Genomic DNA, 15,052 nt, shown 5'->3' on the forward strand with positions numbered 1-15,052 from the left:
GGTCGCTGAGTGAAGCCGAAGCTAATCGCGCAACAACCCTCGAGAAATTACGATTTTCTGTATTTCACTGGTGCCTTCGTAGATCTGAGTGATCTTGGCATCCCGCATTAAACGTTCTACGTGGTATTCCTTAACGTAACCGTTTCCGCCGTGCACTTGTACTGCTTCTACGGTTACATCCATCGCAACTTGTGAAGCGTATAATTTTGCCATGGCACCACTCATATCGTAGTTATTACCCTGATCCTTATCCCAGGCAGCTTTCATTACCAAATGACGCGCAGCAGTGATAGAGGTATGCATATCGGCCAATTTAAAAGCAATGGCCTGGTGGTTGCAAATTTCGGTACCAAAAGACTTACGGACCTTAGAATATTCACGTGCCAAATCGTAAGCACCGGCTGCAATACCTAATGCCTGTGCCGCAATACCAATACGACCCCCACTTAACGTTTTCATCGCAAATTTAAATCCGAAGCCATCATCACCAATTCTGTTTTCCTTTGGTACCTTTACATCGTTAAAGATAAGTGAGTGGGTATCGCTCCCACGTATTCCCAATTTGTCTTCTTTGGGGCCTATTTCAAATCCGGCCCAACCTTTTTCAACAATTAAAGCATTGATGCCTTTGTGGCCTTTTTCCTTGTCGGTTTGAGCAATGACTAGGTAATAATCTGCTGTACCACCATTGGTGATCCAGTTTTTGGTGCCGTTAAGGATGTAGTGGTCGCCCATGTCAATGGCCGTAGTTCGTTGCGAAGTTGCATCACTACCGGCTTCCGGTTCACTTAAACAGAAAGCTCCAATTGATTGACCGGTTGCTAATTTGGTAAGATATTTTTGTTTTTGTTCTTCAGAGCCAAAGGCTTGTAGCCCATAACAAACAAGAGAATTGTTTACAGAAACAACTACAGACGATGAGGCGTCAATCTTGCTCAATTCTTCCATGGCAAGCACGTACGAAACCGTATCCATACCGCCACCGCCGTACTTTGGATCGACCATCATTCCCAAGAATCCAAGCTCGCCCATTTTCTTAACCTGTTCGGTGGGGAACTTTTGAAGGTTGTCGCGTTCAATTACTCCAGGCAATAGTTCGGTTCTGGCGAAATCTCTCGCGGCATCGCGAATCATTAAATGTTCTTCGGAAAGGTTGAAATCCATAGTGATGTCTTAATTACATATTGTTCAAAAAAGAGTAGCAAAGGTACTCTTAAAAAAAAGAAATTTCAAATATCCATTCCCAATTTACCTTTGTAAATGCAGAAGCTTTCAAATTAGAAGTAGATCTTTTTAATTAGACGTTATTTTAAGGTGCACTTTTCCGAAAGTTTCAATTTTGAATAGTACTTTTAATTTTTCATATTTTACAGAATTTTGAAACAAACAAACTATCATGTGATTGGCGTTATGAGTGGAACTTCGCTCGATGGGGTGGATGTTGCTGAAATTCATTTTACTATTTCTGAAGCTACCGTCTGGCAATTTGAAATTACGCATGCCGAAACAATTCCTTATTCGGAAGCGTGGAAAACTACATTACAGCAAGCCATTTCCTTTTCTGAAGGAGAATTGGACAGTTTGAATCTTCAATATACCAAATACCTTGCTGAGGTCATTTCGGCATTTATAACTCGGAATAGCATTGTTAATCTCGACGCAGTCTGCAGTCATGGGCATACCATTTTACACCAACCCGATAAGGGAGTTACACTCCAAATTGGAAATCTCCCGCAGTTGGCAACCTTATTAGAAGAAAAAGTAGTATGCGATTTCAGAGTGCAGGATGTTGCCTTCGGCGGACAAGGAGCGCCGTTGGTTCCCATTGGGGATGGCATACTCTTTAGGCAATATGATTATTGTCTTAATCTCGGCGGATTTGCAAACTGTTCGTTTGATACTGATGGAACCAGAATCGCCTACGATATTTGTCCGGTAAATATTGTATTAAATACTTTGGCTGAAAAGTTGAGCCATCCCTACGATGCCGGAGGTGAGATTGCCAAAAGAGGAAGGCTAGATGAAGATTTATTACAACAATTAAACCAATTAGAATTTTACCGGCAATCGGCACCAAAATCCTTAGGATTGGAGTGGGTACAGCAATATATTCAGCCTTTACTGGATGCTTCAGAGGCTTCGGTAGAAGACAAACTCAATACTTTTACCGAACATGTTGCCATTCAGCTGAGCCTTCAGTTTAAAAAAGAATCCTCAGTACTAATAACCGGTGGAGGTGTGTATAACGATTTTTTAATAGCAAGATTGATGCATCACAAAAAACTAAACGTGGTAATTCCTTCTTCCATCTTAATCGAATACAAAGAAGCACTTATTTTTGGACTACTAGGCGTATTAAAATTAAGAGGAGAAATAAATTGTCTGGCGAGTGTCACCGGAGCCAAAATGGATCATTCGAGCGGTAAAATATTCTTTCACTAAATTATACTTAAAATAATACAAACCCGTTTGCAATTTTTTATATTTGCCACTATTCACATGAACCTGAGGGGAAGTGAATATAAACTCACCAACTTAATGAAGGAACTTCTTACCAAGTACGAAAATAAAGACCCCGAAATAGTTTTTCATTGGAACGATCCCGAAACCGAAGCCGAGGGCTGGACAGTCATCAACTCCTTACGAGGTGGTGCTGCGGGAGGAGGAACCAGAATGCGCGTTGGGTTGGATCAAAATGAAGTTCTATCCCTTGCCAAAACCATGGAAGTGAAGTTTACCGTGTCAGGGCCGGCGATTGGTGGTGCCAAATCGGGAATTAATTTCGACCCCCAGGATCCAAGGAAAAAAGGGGTGCTGGAGCGTTGGTACAAAGCAGTTTCTCCTTTGCTGAAGGCATATTACGGAACCGGTGGCGATCTAAACGTAGATGAAATTCACGAAGTGATACCCATTACCGAAGAAAGCGGTGTTTGGCATCCTCAGGAAGGTGTTTTCAATGGTCATTTTACGCCTACCGAAGCCGATAAAATAAATCGTATTGGGCAATTAAGACAAGGCGTGATTAAGGTATTGGAAAATATCAATTACTCTCCCGATGTCACCCGAAAGTACACAGTAGCCGATATGATTACTGGTTATGGTGTTGCCGAAGCGGTACGTCATTATTACGAGATCTATGGAGGAAGTGTAGTAGGGAAGCGAGCAGTAGTACAAGGTTTCGGAAATGTAGGAGCCGCTGCAGCTTATTATCTGGCACAAATGGGAGCCAAAGTAGTTGGGATTATCGATCGTGCAGGTGGAATCATTAATAAAGACGGATTTTCATTTGATGAAATAAAACAACTGTTCCTGCAAAAGGACGGAAATACGCTCAAAGCATCGCAAATGATGTCGTTTGAAGAAATTAATAAAGAAATCTGGACGTTGAAATGTGAAATTTTTGCACCCTGTGCTGCCTCCAGATTGATTACCAAAGACCAAATTGCTTCTATGATCGATACAGGCCTGGAAGTAATTAGCTGTGGAGCGAACGTTCCCTTTGCCGACAAAGAAATTTTCTTCGGCCCCATCATGGAGTTTACAGATGAGCGGGTGAGTTTAATACCCGATTTTATTAGCAACTGTGGGATGGCACGTGTCTTTGCCTATTTTATGGAACGAAAAGTTCAGATGACAGATGAGGCAATCTTTAACGATACATCAATAACCATTAGGAATGCCATTCAAAATACCTTCGATAACAACAGTACAAAAACAAACATTAGCAAAACCGCTTTCGAAATTGCCTTAAAACAGTTAATTTAGAAGCTTCGACTAGATAATCTCACAACATATGGAATCAATCATCATATTAATTTTTGTTATTGGATACCTCTCTATTACCCTTGAGCATCCCTTAAAATTAGACAAAACAGTCCCCGCTTTAATCATGGCAGCCTTAATTTGGGCGGTTTTGGCGATTGGATTTCAGAGTGGGTGGTTCGATGTTATCAACACCGAAGAGGAAGCCTTTAATTTTCTAAAAGGCGGCGAACATGCACAGGAAGGATTTCACGGCACGTTGTTACACCATCTAGGGAAAACAGCCGAAATTCTTATCTTCCTTATTGGAGCAATGACAATTGTCGAGATTATCGACCTGCATCGAGGTTTCGAAGTATTAAAAGGTGCTGTAAAAACAAAAAGTAAGCGCAGACTGCTTTGGATAATCGGTATTCTGGCATTCTTTCTTTCAGCAATTATCGATAACCTAACGGCTACTATTGTGCTTGTTACTTTATTGCGAAAGTTAATTCACGAAAGAGACACCAGAATTTGGTATGCGGCTATGGTAATTATCGCCGCTAACGCAGGAGGTGCCTGGTCGCCAATTGGGGATGTTACAACTACCATGCTTTGGATTGCAAATAAAGTAAGTGCTGCAGGATTGATGGAGTTTGTTGTGATACCTTCTATAGTATGTTTTGTGGTGCCCTTCTTTATTGCAAGTTACATGAAGCCATTTAGAGGTAATATTCAAGTGGACGCCCAAGAAGACAAGGTAGCAGAAAAGCTATTAAGTAGTAGAACCATGCTCTTTTTAGGCCTGGGAATGATTGTCTCAGTTCCTGTTTTTAAAACCCTTACACATTTGCCTCCTTATATGGGAATGATGCTCGCCTTAGGTGTAGTTTGGTTGGTTTCCGAATACATTCACCCCGAAGAAGACTTCAGCAAAGAAAGACGCCATTTATATTCGGCGCATAAAGCCTTATCTCGTATTGAAATCTCGAGTATACTGTTTTTCCTCGGAATTTTAATGGCAGTAGCCGGACTCGAAAGTTTGGTCTACGGCGTGGTCAACGGCGAAGAAGTGGGTACACTCCGATATCTGGCCGAGGTATTACAAGGCGCCATTCCAAATCAGGATGTAGTTATTATGTTGCTGGGAGTACTTTCAGCAATTATAGACAATGTACCCTTGGTTGCTGCCTCTATTGGTATGTACGATTCTCCAATGGATTCTGTTCTTTGGCATTTTATCGCCTATTCGGCAGGAACAGGTGGAAGTATGTTAATCATTGGATCCGCAGCTGGTGTAGCCGCAATGGGAATGGAAAGAATCGACTTTATCTGGTACCTTAAAAAAATAGCGTGGCTGGCCTTTATCGGGTTTGCTGCCGGTGCTGCAGTATTTCTTTTTATCGAGAGAGTGTTATTTCACCATGTCTAACAATTTCTGAGTACGAAACTCGTTATTCATTTAAATCAAAAATAATTTATGCTAAACTTCTTTATTCAGGATGGAGTTGAATCGACTTTGCAGGACCTTGAGCCCGAAGTAACCGAAAAAACACTTTCCATAATGGAATTACTTATGAATGGTGGCCTTGGCGGTCAAATCATCATAGGTGTACTTTTTGTATTGCTCTTTGTTGCAGTCTATATTTATTTTGAACGACTTTTTGCAATAAAAGCGGCTTCCAAAATGGACAGTAATTTTATGAATCAGATTAGAGACAATGTCGCTCGAGGCAATATTGAAGCTGCCAAAGTATTATGCGCCCAGCAAAACAGTCCGGTATCCCGTCTTACGGCAAAAGGAATTTCCCGAATTGGAAGTCCGTTGGAAGATATCAATACCGCCATCGAAAATGCCGGTCGTCTCGAAGTCTATAAACTGGAGAAGAACGTAAGTATTCTAGCAACGATTGCGGGAGCCGCACCAATGATTGGATTCCTCGGGACCGTAATTGGGATGGTATTGGCTTTTCACCAATTGGCAACCAGCAGCGGACAGGCCGAAATGGGTCTTTTGGCTGAGGGTATTTATACAGCCATGACAACAACGGTTGCAGGATTAATAGTAGGTATCATTGCCTACATGGGCTATAACCATATCGTGGTGAGAACAGACAAAGTAGTGCATCAGATGGAGGCCAATGCGGTCGACTTCTTAGACATGTTAAACGAACCAGCCTAATGAATCTGAGAGGAAGAAATAAGGTAAGTGCAGATTTCAGCATGAGCTCGATGACAGACATAGTGTTTCTGTTATTGGTCTTTTTCCTGCTAACCTCACCTGCAATTACTCCCGATGCGTTAGATCTTATATTGCCAAAGGCAAAAGGGAAGAGCAGTAACGTTCAAAAAGCCTCGGTAAGTATTACCAAGGATGGTGCTTACTATATCAATAAAGAACGAGTTTCCGAATACAACATTGAAAGTGAATTAAAGAGTGCCCTTACCGGGCAAGAGGAACCTACCATTATTTTACGCGCCGAAGAAGGAGTACCTATCGAAGATGCCGTATTTGTAATGGATATCGCCAACCGAAATAATTTTAAAGTGGTTTTAGCCGTGAGGCCTAATTAATTGGGCGTTACCGCCAATGGCGGCCGGGCTTTCGCCGTTACATGCCAACACAGGCAGGGTAACCCGGCTCAATCCCTAACGCGCATCTATAGCAACCAACGAACTAAAATTGGAACACTTTTTGTTTTATAAAAAATTATAAAGTTTAAAACCCAAAACCTCATAATCTTGCGCCTAATAGATACCGAACATAAACGAAAAAGTATGACCATCACGGTAATTTTACACGTGATCATCCTTATTTTGTTGTTTTATGTGGGGATGACCTATCTGGATCCTCCTTTAGAAAGCGGTATAGCGGTTAACTTCGGGACCACCGAGGAGGGTAGCGGCAACATCCAACCCACCGAAGCCATAAAATCGGCTCCCAAACAAGCCGAACCCGAACCGGTCACCCAACCCAAATCTGAAATTAAAGAAGATGTGGTAACTCAGGATAATGAGGACGCTCCTGTGATTAAAAAGGAAGAAACCAAGAAGGAAATAAAAGAGACTCCCAAGAAAATAGAGCCTAAAAAAGAGCCTCCAAAAAAACCCGATCCCAAACCCGATAAGTCTACGAGTGATGCCTTATCAAGTTTAATTAACGGACCCAAAAGCGATGGTACGGCCAAAGGGGGAGAAGGTAATGATAACAAACCCGGCGACAAAGGAAGCCCCGACGGCGACCCTAATGCAAGCAGTTATTACGGTACGGGCAAAGGTCTTGATGGCGATGGCAATTATTTGTTAGGAGGAAGAAAAGCCCTTAACAAAGAGAAGTTCGTTCAGGATTGTAACGAAGCAGGAACTGTAGTGGTAAGCATTGAGGTAGATCGCTCCGGAAAAGTAATCAATGCCACAGCGGGAGTACGGGGAACCACCAACAATTCGAGATGTCTTTTGGAACCTGCAAAACGCGCTGCGCTTGCAACACGCTTCAACAGTGACGACAAAGCCCCTGCAAAACAAATAGGGAAGATTATCTATCGTTTTAAGCTTTCCGAATAGTAAACCTGTTCCATTCCGCCGTAATTTTTCAGTATCTTTAGGCTTCAAAAAATACGAAGCTATGATGCGTACCCTTACATTTATTTTTCTACTTTTTTCAATCATAAGTTGTAACACTACATCTAGAGATGAATCCTCTTTAAATTCTTCAGAAAAAGAAAAATACCCACACGATTTTATGTTTATGCAACGGGCGTATCCAACCGGTGAGATTAAAACCAACGCCTACGCAGATGCAATTCAATGGAAAAGAAATGTAGCTCAGCGAAACAACGGTTTGGTTTGGGAATTTTCCGGTCCTGAAAATATTGGCGGGAGAATTAGTGATATTGAAATTCCTTCTACTCAGGGACAAACCTATTACGTAGGCGCTGCTTCCGGAGGAATCTTTAAAACAACCGATGCCGGAGCCACCTGGCAGCCCATTTTCGATGAGCAGGAAGTATTGTCTATTGGCGATATCGAAATATCTAAAAACAATAACGATCTGGTTTGGGTAGGAACAGGCGAAGTAAATGCCGGAGGAGGGTCTTTGGCGTATGACGGCGATGGAATTTACAAAAGTACCGATGGCGGACTTACCTGGCAGGTAAAAGGATTGCCCGATGTGGGTAGTATAGGGAAAATACTACTAGATCCCAATGACGACAACACCATCTTTGTAGGTGCAATGGGTCCTTTATTTAGAAACGATACCAACAGAGGAGTCTATCGTTCTACAGATGGGGGAGATACCTGGGAACAAAAACTCTTCGTTAGTGATTCTACCGGAGTAATCGATATGGCGATACATCCTAGTAATGGAGATATTGTCTACGCCGCAAGTTGGGAACGAATTCGCAGACCCGAACGACGGCAATACGGAGGAGCAACCTCTCGCTTGTATCGTTCTTTGGACGGTGGTGATAGCTGGACCGAAATGACAAACGGATTACCTTCTGCGCCTTCACAAAAGGGGCGAATTAGTATCGATATTTCACAATCCAACCCCAGTGTGTTATATGCAAGGTATGCCGATGCCAACGGCAGTATACAGGGCGTTTATAAGACAACAAACGGAGGTGATTCCTGGACGACTGTAAATTCGAGTCAGCTTACAAACATAGGTTTTCATTGGTGGTTTGGTGGGATTTTTATCGATCCAACAGATGAGAACACTTTATACAACGTAGATTTTATTGTTGAAAAATCCACCGATGGCGGAAACAATTGGGCAACAGCCTTCCCGGATGTTCACGTAGACCAGCATGCCATGGCATTTAATACGATGGTTCCGGGCGTTGTGCTCCTTGGAAATGATGGGGGATTGTACAAAAGCACCAATAACGGAGCTTCTTCGGTAAAAGATGTGACCTTGCCAATTACCCAATTCTATCGTTTTCATGTAGATGCTCAAAATGACAACAAACTGTACGGAGGAGCACAGGACAACAGTACGATGCGGACTACTACCGGAGGGTTAAATAATTGGGATATCATAACAGGAGGAGATGGGTTTCAACCTTTGGTCGATCCTACCAATACCAATGTTATTTATGCTTTATCACAATACGGAAACCTGGTAAAATCCACCAACGATGCAGCGTCATTTTTCGGTGCGACCAATGGAATTTCAAATTCAGATCGTAAAAATTGGGATACTCCAATTGCCTTCGACCCAATTAACCCGCAAATTATGTATTACGGAGCCAATAGATTGTACAAATCAACCGACGGCGCAAATAATTGGTCTGTAATCAGTCCCGATTTAACCAATGGTTCCGTTGGAGGTAATTTAACTTTTGGAACTATTATTAGTATCAGTGTATCACCCATCCATACCGACACCATTTATGTGGGAACAGACGATGGGAATGTTTGGATTACTCAGGATGGTGGTGCTAATTGGAATAATATTTCGGGGTCGTTACCCAATAGATGGGTAACAAAGGTACTTGCCTCCCGTGATGATATTAATAGTGTGTACGTAACTTTCTCGGGGTATCGTTATGGAGAAGATGACGGACATATTTACCGTAGCACCAACAACGGAGCATCCTGGACAAATATCTCAAATAGTTTACCGGACATCCCGGTGAATGATATTGAACAAGATGTGAACGGAAATTTATTTATAGGTACAGATATTGGCGTTTTAGCGTCCGGAAGTCAGGGTTTTGGATGGGAAGTTTTGGGTTCTAATTTACCGGCGGTTGTAGTAACCGATCTTTATATTCACGAGGGAACGCAGTATTTATATGCAGGAACCTATGGACGTTCCAGTTATAAGATTGATATTTCAAGTGTTGTGCTGGGAAATAATGATAATTCGTTCGAGAAGTCGGTTATTTTGTTTCCTAATCCGGCTTCAGAATATGTAAATATTACACTGCCTCAAGCTGCTTTAAATACTTCAGTACTACTTTATGATTCCTTAGGTCGAATAGTTAAAACACAGCATTTTTCAAAACCAAATAAAACGATAAATCTAGCATTATCAGGTGTTTCGGAAGGTATTTATTATCTAAAGATCACACAAGGAGCCAAAAAAGCAACAAAAAAGTTACTTATTAAATAATTCCAAATATTTTCAGCCATCAACTACTCTGAGACCATATCATGGTTGTTTGCCAAGTTGCCCATGTACCAGCGTATTGGAAAGGAGGCTTATAAAGCCGATTTGACAAATACCCGGGAACTTGCTGCACACCTAAAATATCCGGAGCGACATTTTAAGAGTATTCACGTTGCCGGAACCAATGGAAAAGGATCTACCAGTCACATGCTCGCTTCGGTGCTTCAGGAGGCGGGATACAAGGTGGGATTGTATACATCCCCTCATTTGAAGGATTTTAGAGAACGCATTCGCATCAACGGGAAGACTATACCTAAGAAAACCGTTTCGGGTTTTATGCAGAAACACAGTGCATTTTTCGAAACTAGAGAGTTGTCATTTTTTGAAATGACGGTCGGCCTGGCCTTCGATTATTTCAGAAAAGAAAAAGTAGATATTGCAGTTGTCGAGGTTGGTATGGGCGGAAGATTGGATAGTACAAATATTATCATTCCCGAAGTGTCGGTAATTACCAATATTGGATTGGACCACACACAATTTTTAGGAAACGATTTGGCTAAAATAGCTTCGGAGAAAGGAGGAATAATTAAACAGAATATTCCTGTTGTTATTGGTGAAACACAAACTGAAACTTTGCATGTGTTTAAAAAAATTGCTGAAGAAAAGGGAGCTCCAATTGTATTTGCAGATAAGGAAACGCATTTGGAGTATGAGTCTGACCTTAGAGGGATTTATCAGAAAAAGAATAAGAAAACAGTGTTAGCTACCTTGCGTACTTTACAAAAGAAGGGTTGGAATATTTCTGAAGAAAACATCAAAAGAGGATTGTTGAGCGTGATTGCAAACACCGGTCTCATGGGTCGTTGGCAGCAATTGAAGGATATGCCTAAAGTAATTTGCGACACAGCACATAATAAGGAAGGATTAGAAATTGTATTGGCGCAGTTAAAGGAACAATCTTATAATAAATTACATATTGTAATGGGTGTTGTAAACGATAAAAACTTAGAAAGCGTGCTTTCATTATTTCCAAAGGAAGCGATCTATTATTTTTGTAAACCCAATGTGCCGAGAGGTCTTCCTGAAGAAATTTTACAAAAGGAAGCAGCTCTTTTTCAACTGCATGGTGAAGTCTATGTATCGGTGGTATTAGCCTATAAGGAGGCCTTGAAAAATGCAACGATAAACGATCTAATCTATGTTGGAGGAAGCACCTTTGTTGTTGCTGAAGTTTTATAGCATTTTTTTGAAGTAATTGTTTGTGAGAATTAAAAACTAACTTATATTTGCAACCGCTAACGAGTAGGGCAATTAGCTCAGTTGGTTCAGAGCACCTCGTTTACACCGAGGGGGTCGGGGGTTCGAATCCCTCATTGCCCACATCAAGGACAATCCCGTTGAGAATTTCTCATCGGGATTTTTGTTTTCGAAAATCCCGAGCGAGGAGCTCGAAGGATTGAAGAAAACAAAAATCGCTATGCGCATTAGTGCATGGGATTTTTTTTGCAGGAGTGGTTTCAAGTTAGGGATCACGTAAGTAATCCAAACCTATTTCGAAAATCCCGAGCGAGGAGCTCGAAGGATTAAAGAAAACAAAAATCGCTATGCGCATTAGCGCATGGGATTTTTTTTGCAGGAGTGGTTTCAAGTTAGGGATCACGTGAGTAATCCAAAACCATTTCGAAAATCCCGAGCGAATAACCTGTAGAATTGCAAAAAAAATACTTTTTTCCAAATGTGCTTTTATAGTATATTTGCCTCTTCAGGGTCATTAACTCAGTTGGTTCAGAGTGTCACGTCGACAACGTGGAAGTCACTGGTTCGAATCCAGTATGACCCACATCAAGCAGAAAATCCATCAGCGCAAGGCTGATGGATTTTTTAATTTTCGAGGAATCGAAAAACGAAGTTTTAGAGGTTCAGAGGAAATTAAAAAATAACAGCATGCGCAGCATGTTGTATTTTCTATTTGCAGGCGCGGGTTTATTCTGGATCACTGAAGGTAATCCGGTCAGAGGAAATTAAAAAATAACAGCATGCGCAGCATGTTGTATTTTCTATTTGCAGGCGCGGGTTTATTCCGGATCACCGAAGGTAATCCGAATTTTAGGATAAATCACGAATTATAAAAACTCCAAAATTCGCTCTAAGGCCATACCCCGGGATGCTTTTATAAGTATATGCGATGGCGCTATAGATGTATTTGAAAGATATTTCTTGAGCTGCTCAAAGTTTTCAAATTTCTGAATGTGAGGTGATTCTGCCCGCGTCTTATAAAAATTGCTTCCAATTAAAAAGGTTTTTCCAATCGAATTTTCGGCTAAAAATGAAGCAATTTCTTGATGTTCTGTTTCGGCTTCATTTCCCAATTCGAACATGTCTCCCAGAAATAGAATTTTAGTGTCACCTTCGGCCTGTTTAAAATTTTCCAGAGCAGCCATCATGCTGGTGGGATTTGCATTGTAGGCGTCCAAGATAATTTTATGGGCTCCTATTTCAATGAGTTGAGACCGATTATTGGAAGGGATATAACCTTCGATAGCGATTTTAATTTTTTCGGGAGTGACTTGAAAGTAATCCCCAATTGCGATTGCAGCGGCTATATTATTGAAATTGTACTTGCCAACAAGATTACTTTGCATTTCAATGCTCTTGTAACGTACACGCAGCCTTTCTGAAGCATCTTCCAAACTAATGTGGCAATCTTGCTCAGAATCACCAAAAGTAACGCGTTTGATGTTCTTTGAATGTTTTAGCTGTGTTTCATCATTACCATTCACAAAAACCATTTTATTGTATCTCTCAAGGTACTTGTAGAGTTCGGTCTTTCCTTGAACGACGCCTTCCATACTCCCAAACCCTTCCAAGTGCGCTTTCCCAAAATTGGTGATATAGCCGTAATCCGGTGAGGCGATGTTGCACAGGTGTTCAATCTCTTTCAAATGGTTAGCGCCCATTTCAACTACTGCAATTTCGGAAGTAGGATCCATAGAGAGCAATGTTAGTGGTACACCTATGTGGTTATTCAGATTTCCTTGGGTGGCAACCGTATGGAATTTTTGAGAGAGCACGGCTGCGATAAGCTCTTTAGTAGTGGTTTTACCATTGCTTCCGGTTAAAGCTACGATAGGAGTTTTAATTTTTTGTCGGTGATAGACAGCTAATTCTTGTAGAGCGGTAAGTGAATCGTCACAAAGAATGGTTTCTCCTGTCGATTTGTGAAATTCTTCACTATCCACAATTACCTTCAGCGCTCCTTTATCTAATGCGTCTTGTGCAAATTTATTCCCGTCGAAGTTATCGCCTTTCAAACAGAAGAACAGGCAACCTTTTTTAATGGAGCGGGTATCTGTACAAATACCTGTACTTTGTGTAAAAAAGGGATACAGCGTTTCTATATTCATATAAAATAAAAGTAATAAAAAAAGCCCCTTTGAAACTTCTTCAAAGGGGGCTTTTTTATTGAAACTATGTTTTTTTAATTTCTAGGGCGTTTGCCTTTTTTAGATTTTGATCCTACTCTGGACATCGCACATCTAAATCCGATATAATCTGTAGCCATATCCTGTGGGAAATAGCGTCTTTGTGCCGGATCCAACCAGTAATCTCTGTCTCTCCAAGAACCTCCTTTGTAAACCCTTACTTCGTTGTCCACGAGAGTAGTTCTGCTTGATGATTTATCGTACTGACGATCTAAAGATCCAAGACTATCTGCATAAACAGCATGTTTTGGTGAGTTGTACATTCGCTTTGTATCTTCAACTTCAGACTCGACGTCATCACCGCCAAAACTTTGGTAATATCGTGTAGAGCGTTTGTCTCCATCACGGTAATCACGGTTGTCACTATCTGAGAAGTTTGTTCTTAAATAAGTTTCTTTTTCATCTACAGGGACTTGTAAAATTTCACCCGGTAAGTTTCTTGCGACAATTTTTCCGTTACTTAATGTATCGTATACGATAGAATCTGCTGTAACCACTTTTACTTTTCCATCCTTATCGATGGCGTTTTTGGTATAAACATTACCACGGTAGTAGTTGAAATCGTTAAATTCATCATCTACGATAGGGCGATATACATCTGCAACCCATTCGGCAACATTTCCTGCCATATCATACAGTCCGTAATCGTTTGGCTCGTAAGATTTAACCTCAGCGGTAATATCAGCTCCATCATCACTCCAACCTGCTATTCCACCGTAATCTCCATCACCTTGCTTAAAGTTGGCCAATTGATCACCACGTGATCTTCTTTCACCTGAACGGGTATATTGCCCATCCCAAGGATATTTCTTTCTACCTCTGTATACATTGTAACTACGCAGTCCAACTAGTCCGAGTGCAGCATATTCCCATTCTGATTCGGTTGGTAAGCGATAATCCGGCATTAGTAAACCGTCCTTTCGTTGTATGTATAAATTGGTGCTGTCTTTGCTTTTCTTAACTAATGATTCAGATCTTTTACCACCACGGGTAATAGAGTCATTTCCGCCATAAGTAAGTGTTGGCGAATTTAAATAAGTTTCGGTACTAAATGTTTGTCCGGCTTCTACATCATATCGTGCATTTCTCGAGGTAATACCTTCTTGCTCAAGAATCAACTCGTTTACACGATCTGTTCTCCAATTGCTAAATTCTACAGCCTGAATCCAGCTCACTCCTACTACGGGATAATCGGCGTAGGCAGGGTGACGCAGGTAGTTGTTTGTCATTACTTCATTATATCCCAAACGATTTCTCCAAACCAATGTATCGGGAACCGCACCTTCATAAATTCTTCTGAAATTTTCATCACTCGGAGGAAAAACACTCTTTATCCAATCCAAGTATTCCATATACATAAGATTAGTCACTTCGGTTTCATCCATATAGAATGACTGAATGTGTTGTTGATTGGGGGAATTATTCCAGTCGTGCATCGGGTCATCCTGAACTCTACCCATGGTATAGGTTCCGCCTTCAATAAACACTAAACCCGGACCGGTTTCCTGCTCTTTGGCTTTCGGATTGTACTGGAAACCGCCTTCTTTGGCGTTCATTTTCCATCCGGTCGCTCTGGAGCTGCTTTTGTAGTCTCTAGATTTGTTACAACTAATCAATAAGGAAGTTGCAACTACTGCAATAAATAGCTGTAATGCTAGGTTTTTTCTAAAGTTCATAGTTTCAAAATATGAAAAAATTGGGTTCGCAATAT

General features: G+C 41.2%; 11 protein-coding genes and 2 tRNA genes. 10 read left to right on the forward strand and 3 right to left on the reverse strand.

Annotated features, from left to right (window positions below; all coding sequences use genetic code 11):
• Positions 1-21: 21 nt before the first annotated feature.
• A complete protein-coding gene (locus ATE92_RS07705) occupies positions 22-1,164 on the reverse strand; it encodes an acyl-CoA dehydrogenase family protein (RefSeq protein WP_100803150.1) in 1,143 nt (380 codons plus the stop codon).
• Between the two features lie 213 nt (positions 1,165-1,377).
• Between ATE92_RS07705 and ATE92_RS07710 the strand changes: the two genes are divergently transcribed.
• From ATE92_RS07710 to ATE92_RS07755, 10 genes are all read left to right on the forward strand, one after another.
• Complete coding sequence (locus tag ATE92_RS07710) at positions 1,378-2,442, forward strand: anhydro-N-acetylmuramic acid kinase (RefSeq protein WP_100803151.1); 1,065 nt, start codon at positions 1,378-1,380, stop codon at positions 2,440-2,442.
• 96 nt (positions 2,443-2,538) lie between these two features.
• Positions 2,539-3,765 (forward strand): Glu/Leu/Phe/Val dehydrogenase dimerization domain-containing protein, encoded by a 1,227-nt coding sequence (locus ATE92_RS07715; protein ID WP_100804394.1) that lies wholly within the window; start codon positions 2,539-2,541, stop codon positions 3,763-3,765.
• A gap of 28 nt (positions 3,766-3,793) precedes the next feature.
• Positions 3,794-5,173 (forward strand): sodium:proton antiporter NhaD, encoded by a 1,380-nt coding sequence (nhaD, locus tag ATE92_RS07720; protein WP_100803152.1) that lies wholly within the window; start codon positions 3,794-3,796, stop codon positions 5,171-5,173.
• Positions 5,174-5,221: 48 nt separating this feature from the next.
• Positions 5,222-5,923, forward strand: a complete 702-nt coding sequence (locus tag ATE92_RS07725; RefSeq protein ID WP_100803153.1) for a MotA/TolQ/ExbB proton channel family protein — start codon at positions 5,222-5,224, stop codon at positions 5,921-5,923.
• A complete protein-coding gene (locus ATE92_RS07730; RefSeq protein WP_100803154.1) occupies positions 5,923-6,315 on the forward strand; it encodes a biopolymer transporter ExbD in 393 nt (130 codons plus the stop codon). Before ATE92_RS07725 ends, ATE92_RS07730 begins: the two co-directional genes overlap by 1 nt.
• A 168-nt stretch (positions 6,316-6,483) precedes the next feature.
• On the forward strand, positions 6,484-7,305 hold the full coding sequence (locus ATE92_RS07735; protein WP_100803155.1) for an energy transducer TonB: 822 nt from the start codon (positions 6,484-6,486) through the stop codon (positions 7,303-7,305).
• Positions 7,306-7,366: 61 nt separating this feature from the next.
• Positions 7,367-9,862 (forward strand): T9SS type A sorting domain-containing protein, encoded by a 2,496-nt coding sequence (locus tag ATE92_RS07740; protein ID WP_100803156.1) that lies wholly within the window; start codon positions 7,367-7,369, stop codon positions 9,860-9,862.
• 18 nt (positions 9,863-9,880) lie between these two features.
• Positions 9,881-11,098, forward strand: a complete 1,218-nt coding sequence (locus ATE92_RS07745) for a folylpolyglutamate synthase/dihydrofolate synthase family protein (protein WP_100803157.1) — start codon at positions 9,881-9,883, stop codon at positions 11,096-11,098.
• A gap of 66 nt (positions 11,099-11,164) precedes the next feature.
• A tRNA-Val gene (locus ATE92_RS07750) sits at positions 11,165-11,239 on the forward strand.
• A 385-nt stretch (positions 11,240-11,624) separates the two neighbouring features.
• A tRNA-Val gene (locus ATE92_RS07755) sits at positions 11,625-11,699 on the forward strand.
• A 283-nt stretch (positions 11,700-11,982) separates the two neighbouring features.
• Here ATE92_RS07755 and murF read toward each other — a convergent pair.
• Both murF and gldJ read right to left on the reverse strand, forming a co-directional pair.
• Entirely contained in the window at positions 11,983-13,263 is a 1,281-nt protein-coding gene (gene murF / locus ATE92_RS07760) for a UDP-N-acetylmuramoyl-tripeptide--D-alanyl-D-alanine ligase (RefSeq protein ID WP_100803158.1), read from the reverse strand.
• 74 nt (positions 13,264-13,337) lie between these two features.
• Entirely contained in the window at positions 13,338-15,017 is a 1,680-nt protein-coding gene (gene gldJ, locus ATE92_RS07765; protein ID WP_100803159.1) for a gliding motility lipoprotein GldJ, read from the reverse strand.
• Between the last annotated feature and the right edge of the window lie 35 nt (positions 15,018-15,052).

The organism is Ulvibacter sp. MAR_2010_11 (assembly GCF_002813135.1).
Classification (GTDB): domain Bacteria; phylum Bacteroidota; class Bacteroidia; order Flavobacteriales; family Flavobacteriaceae; genus Altibacter.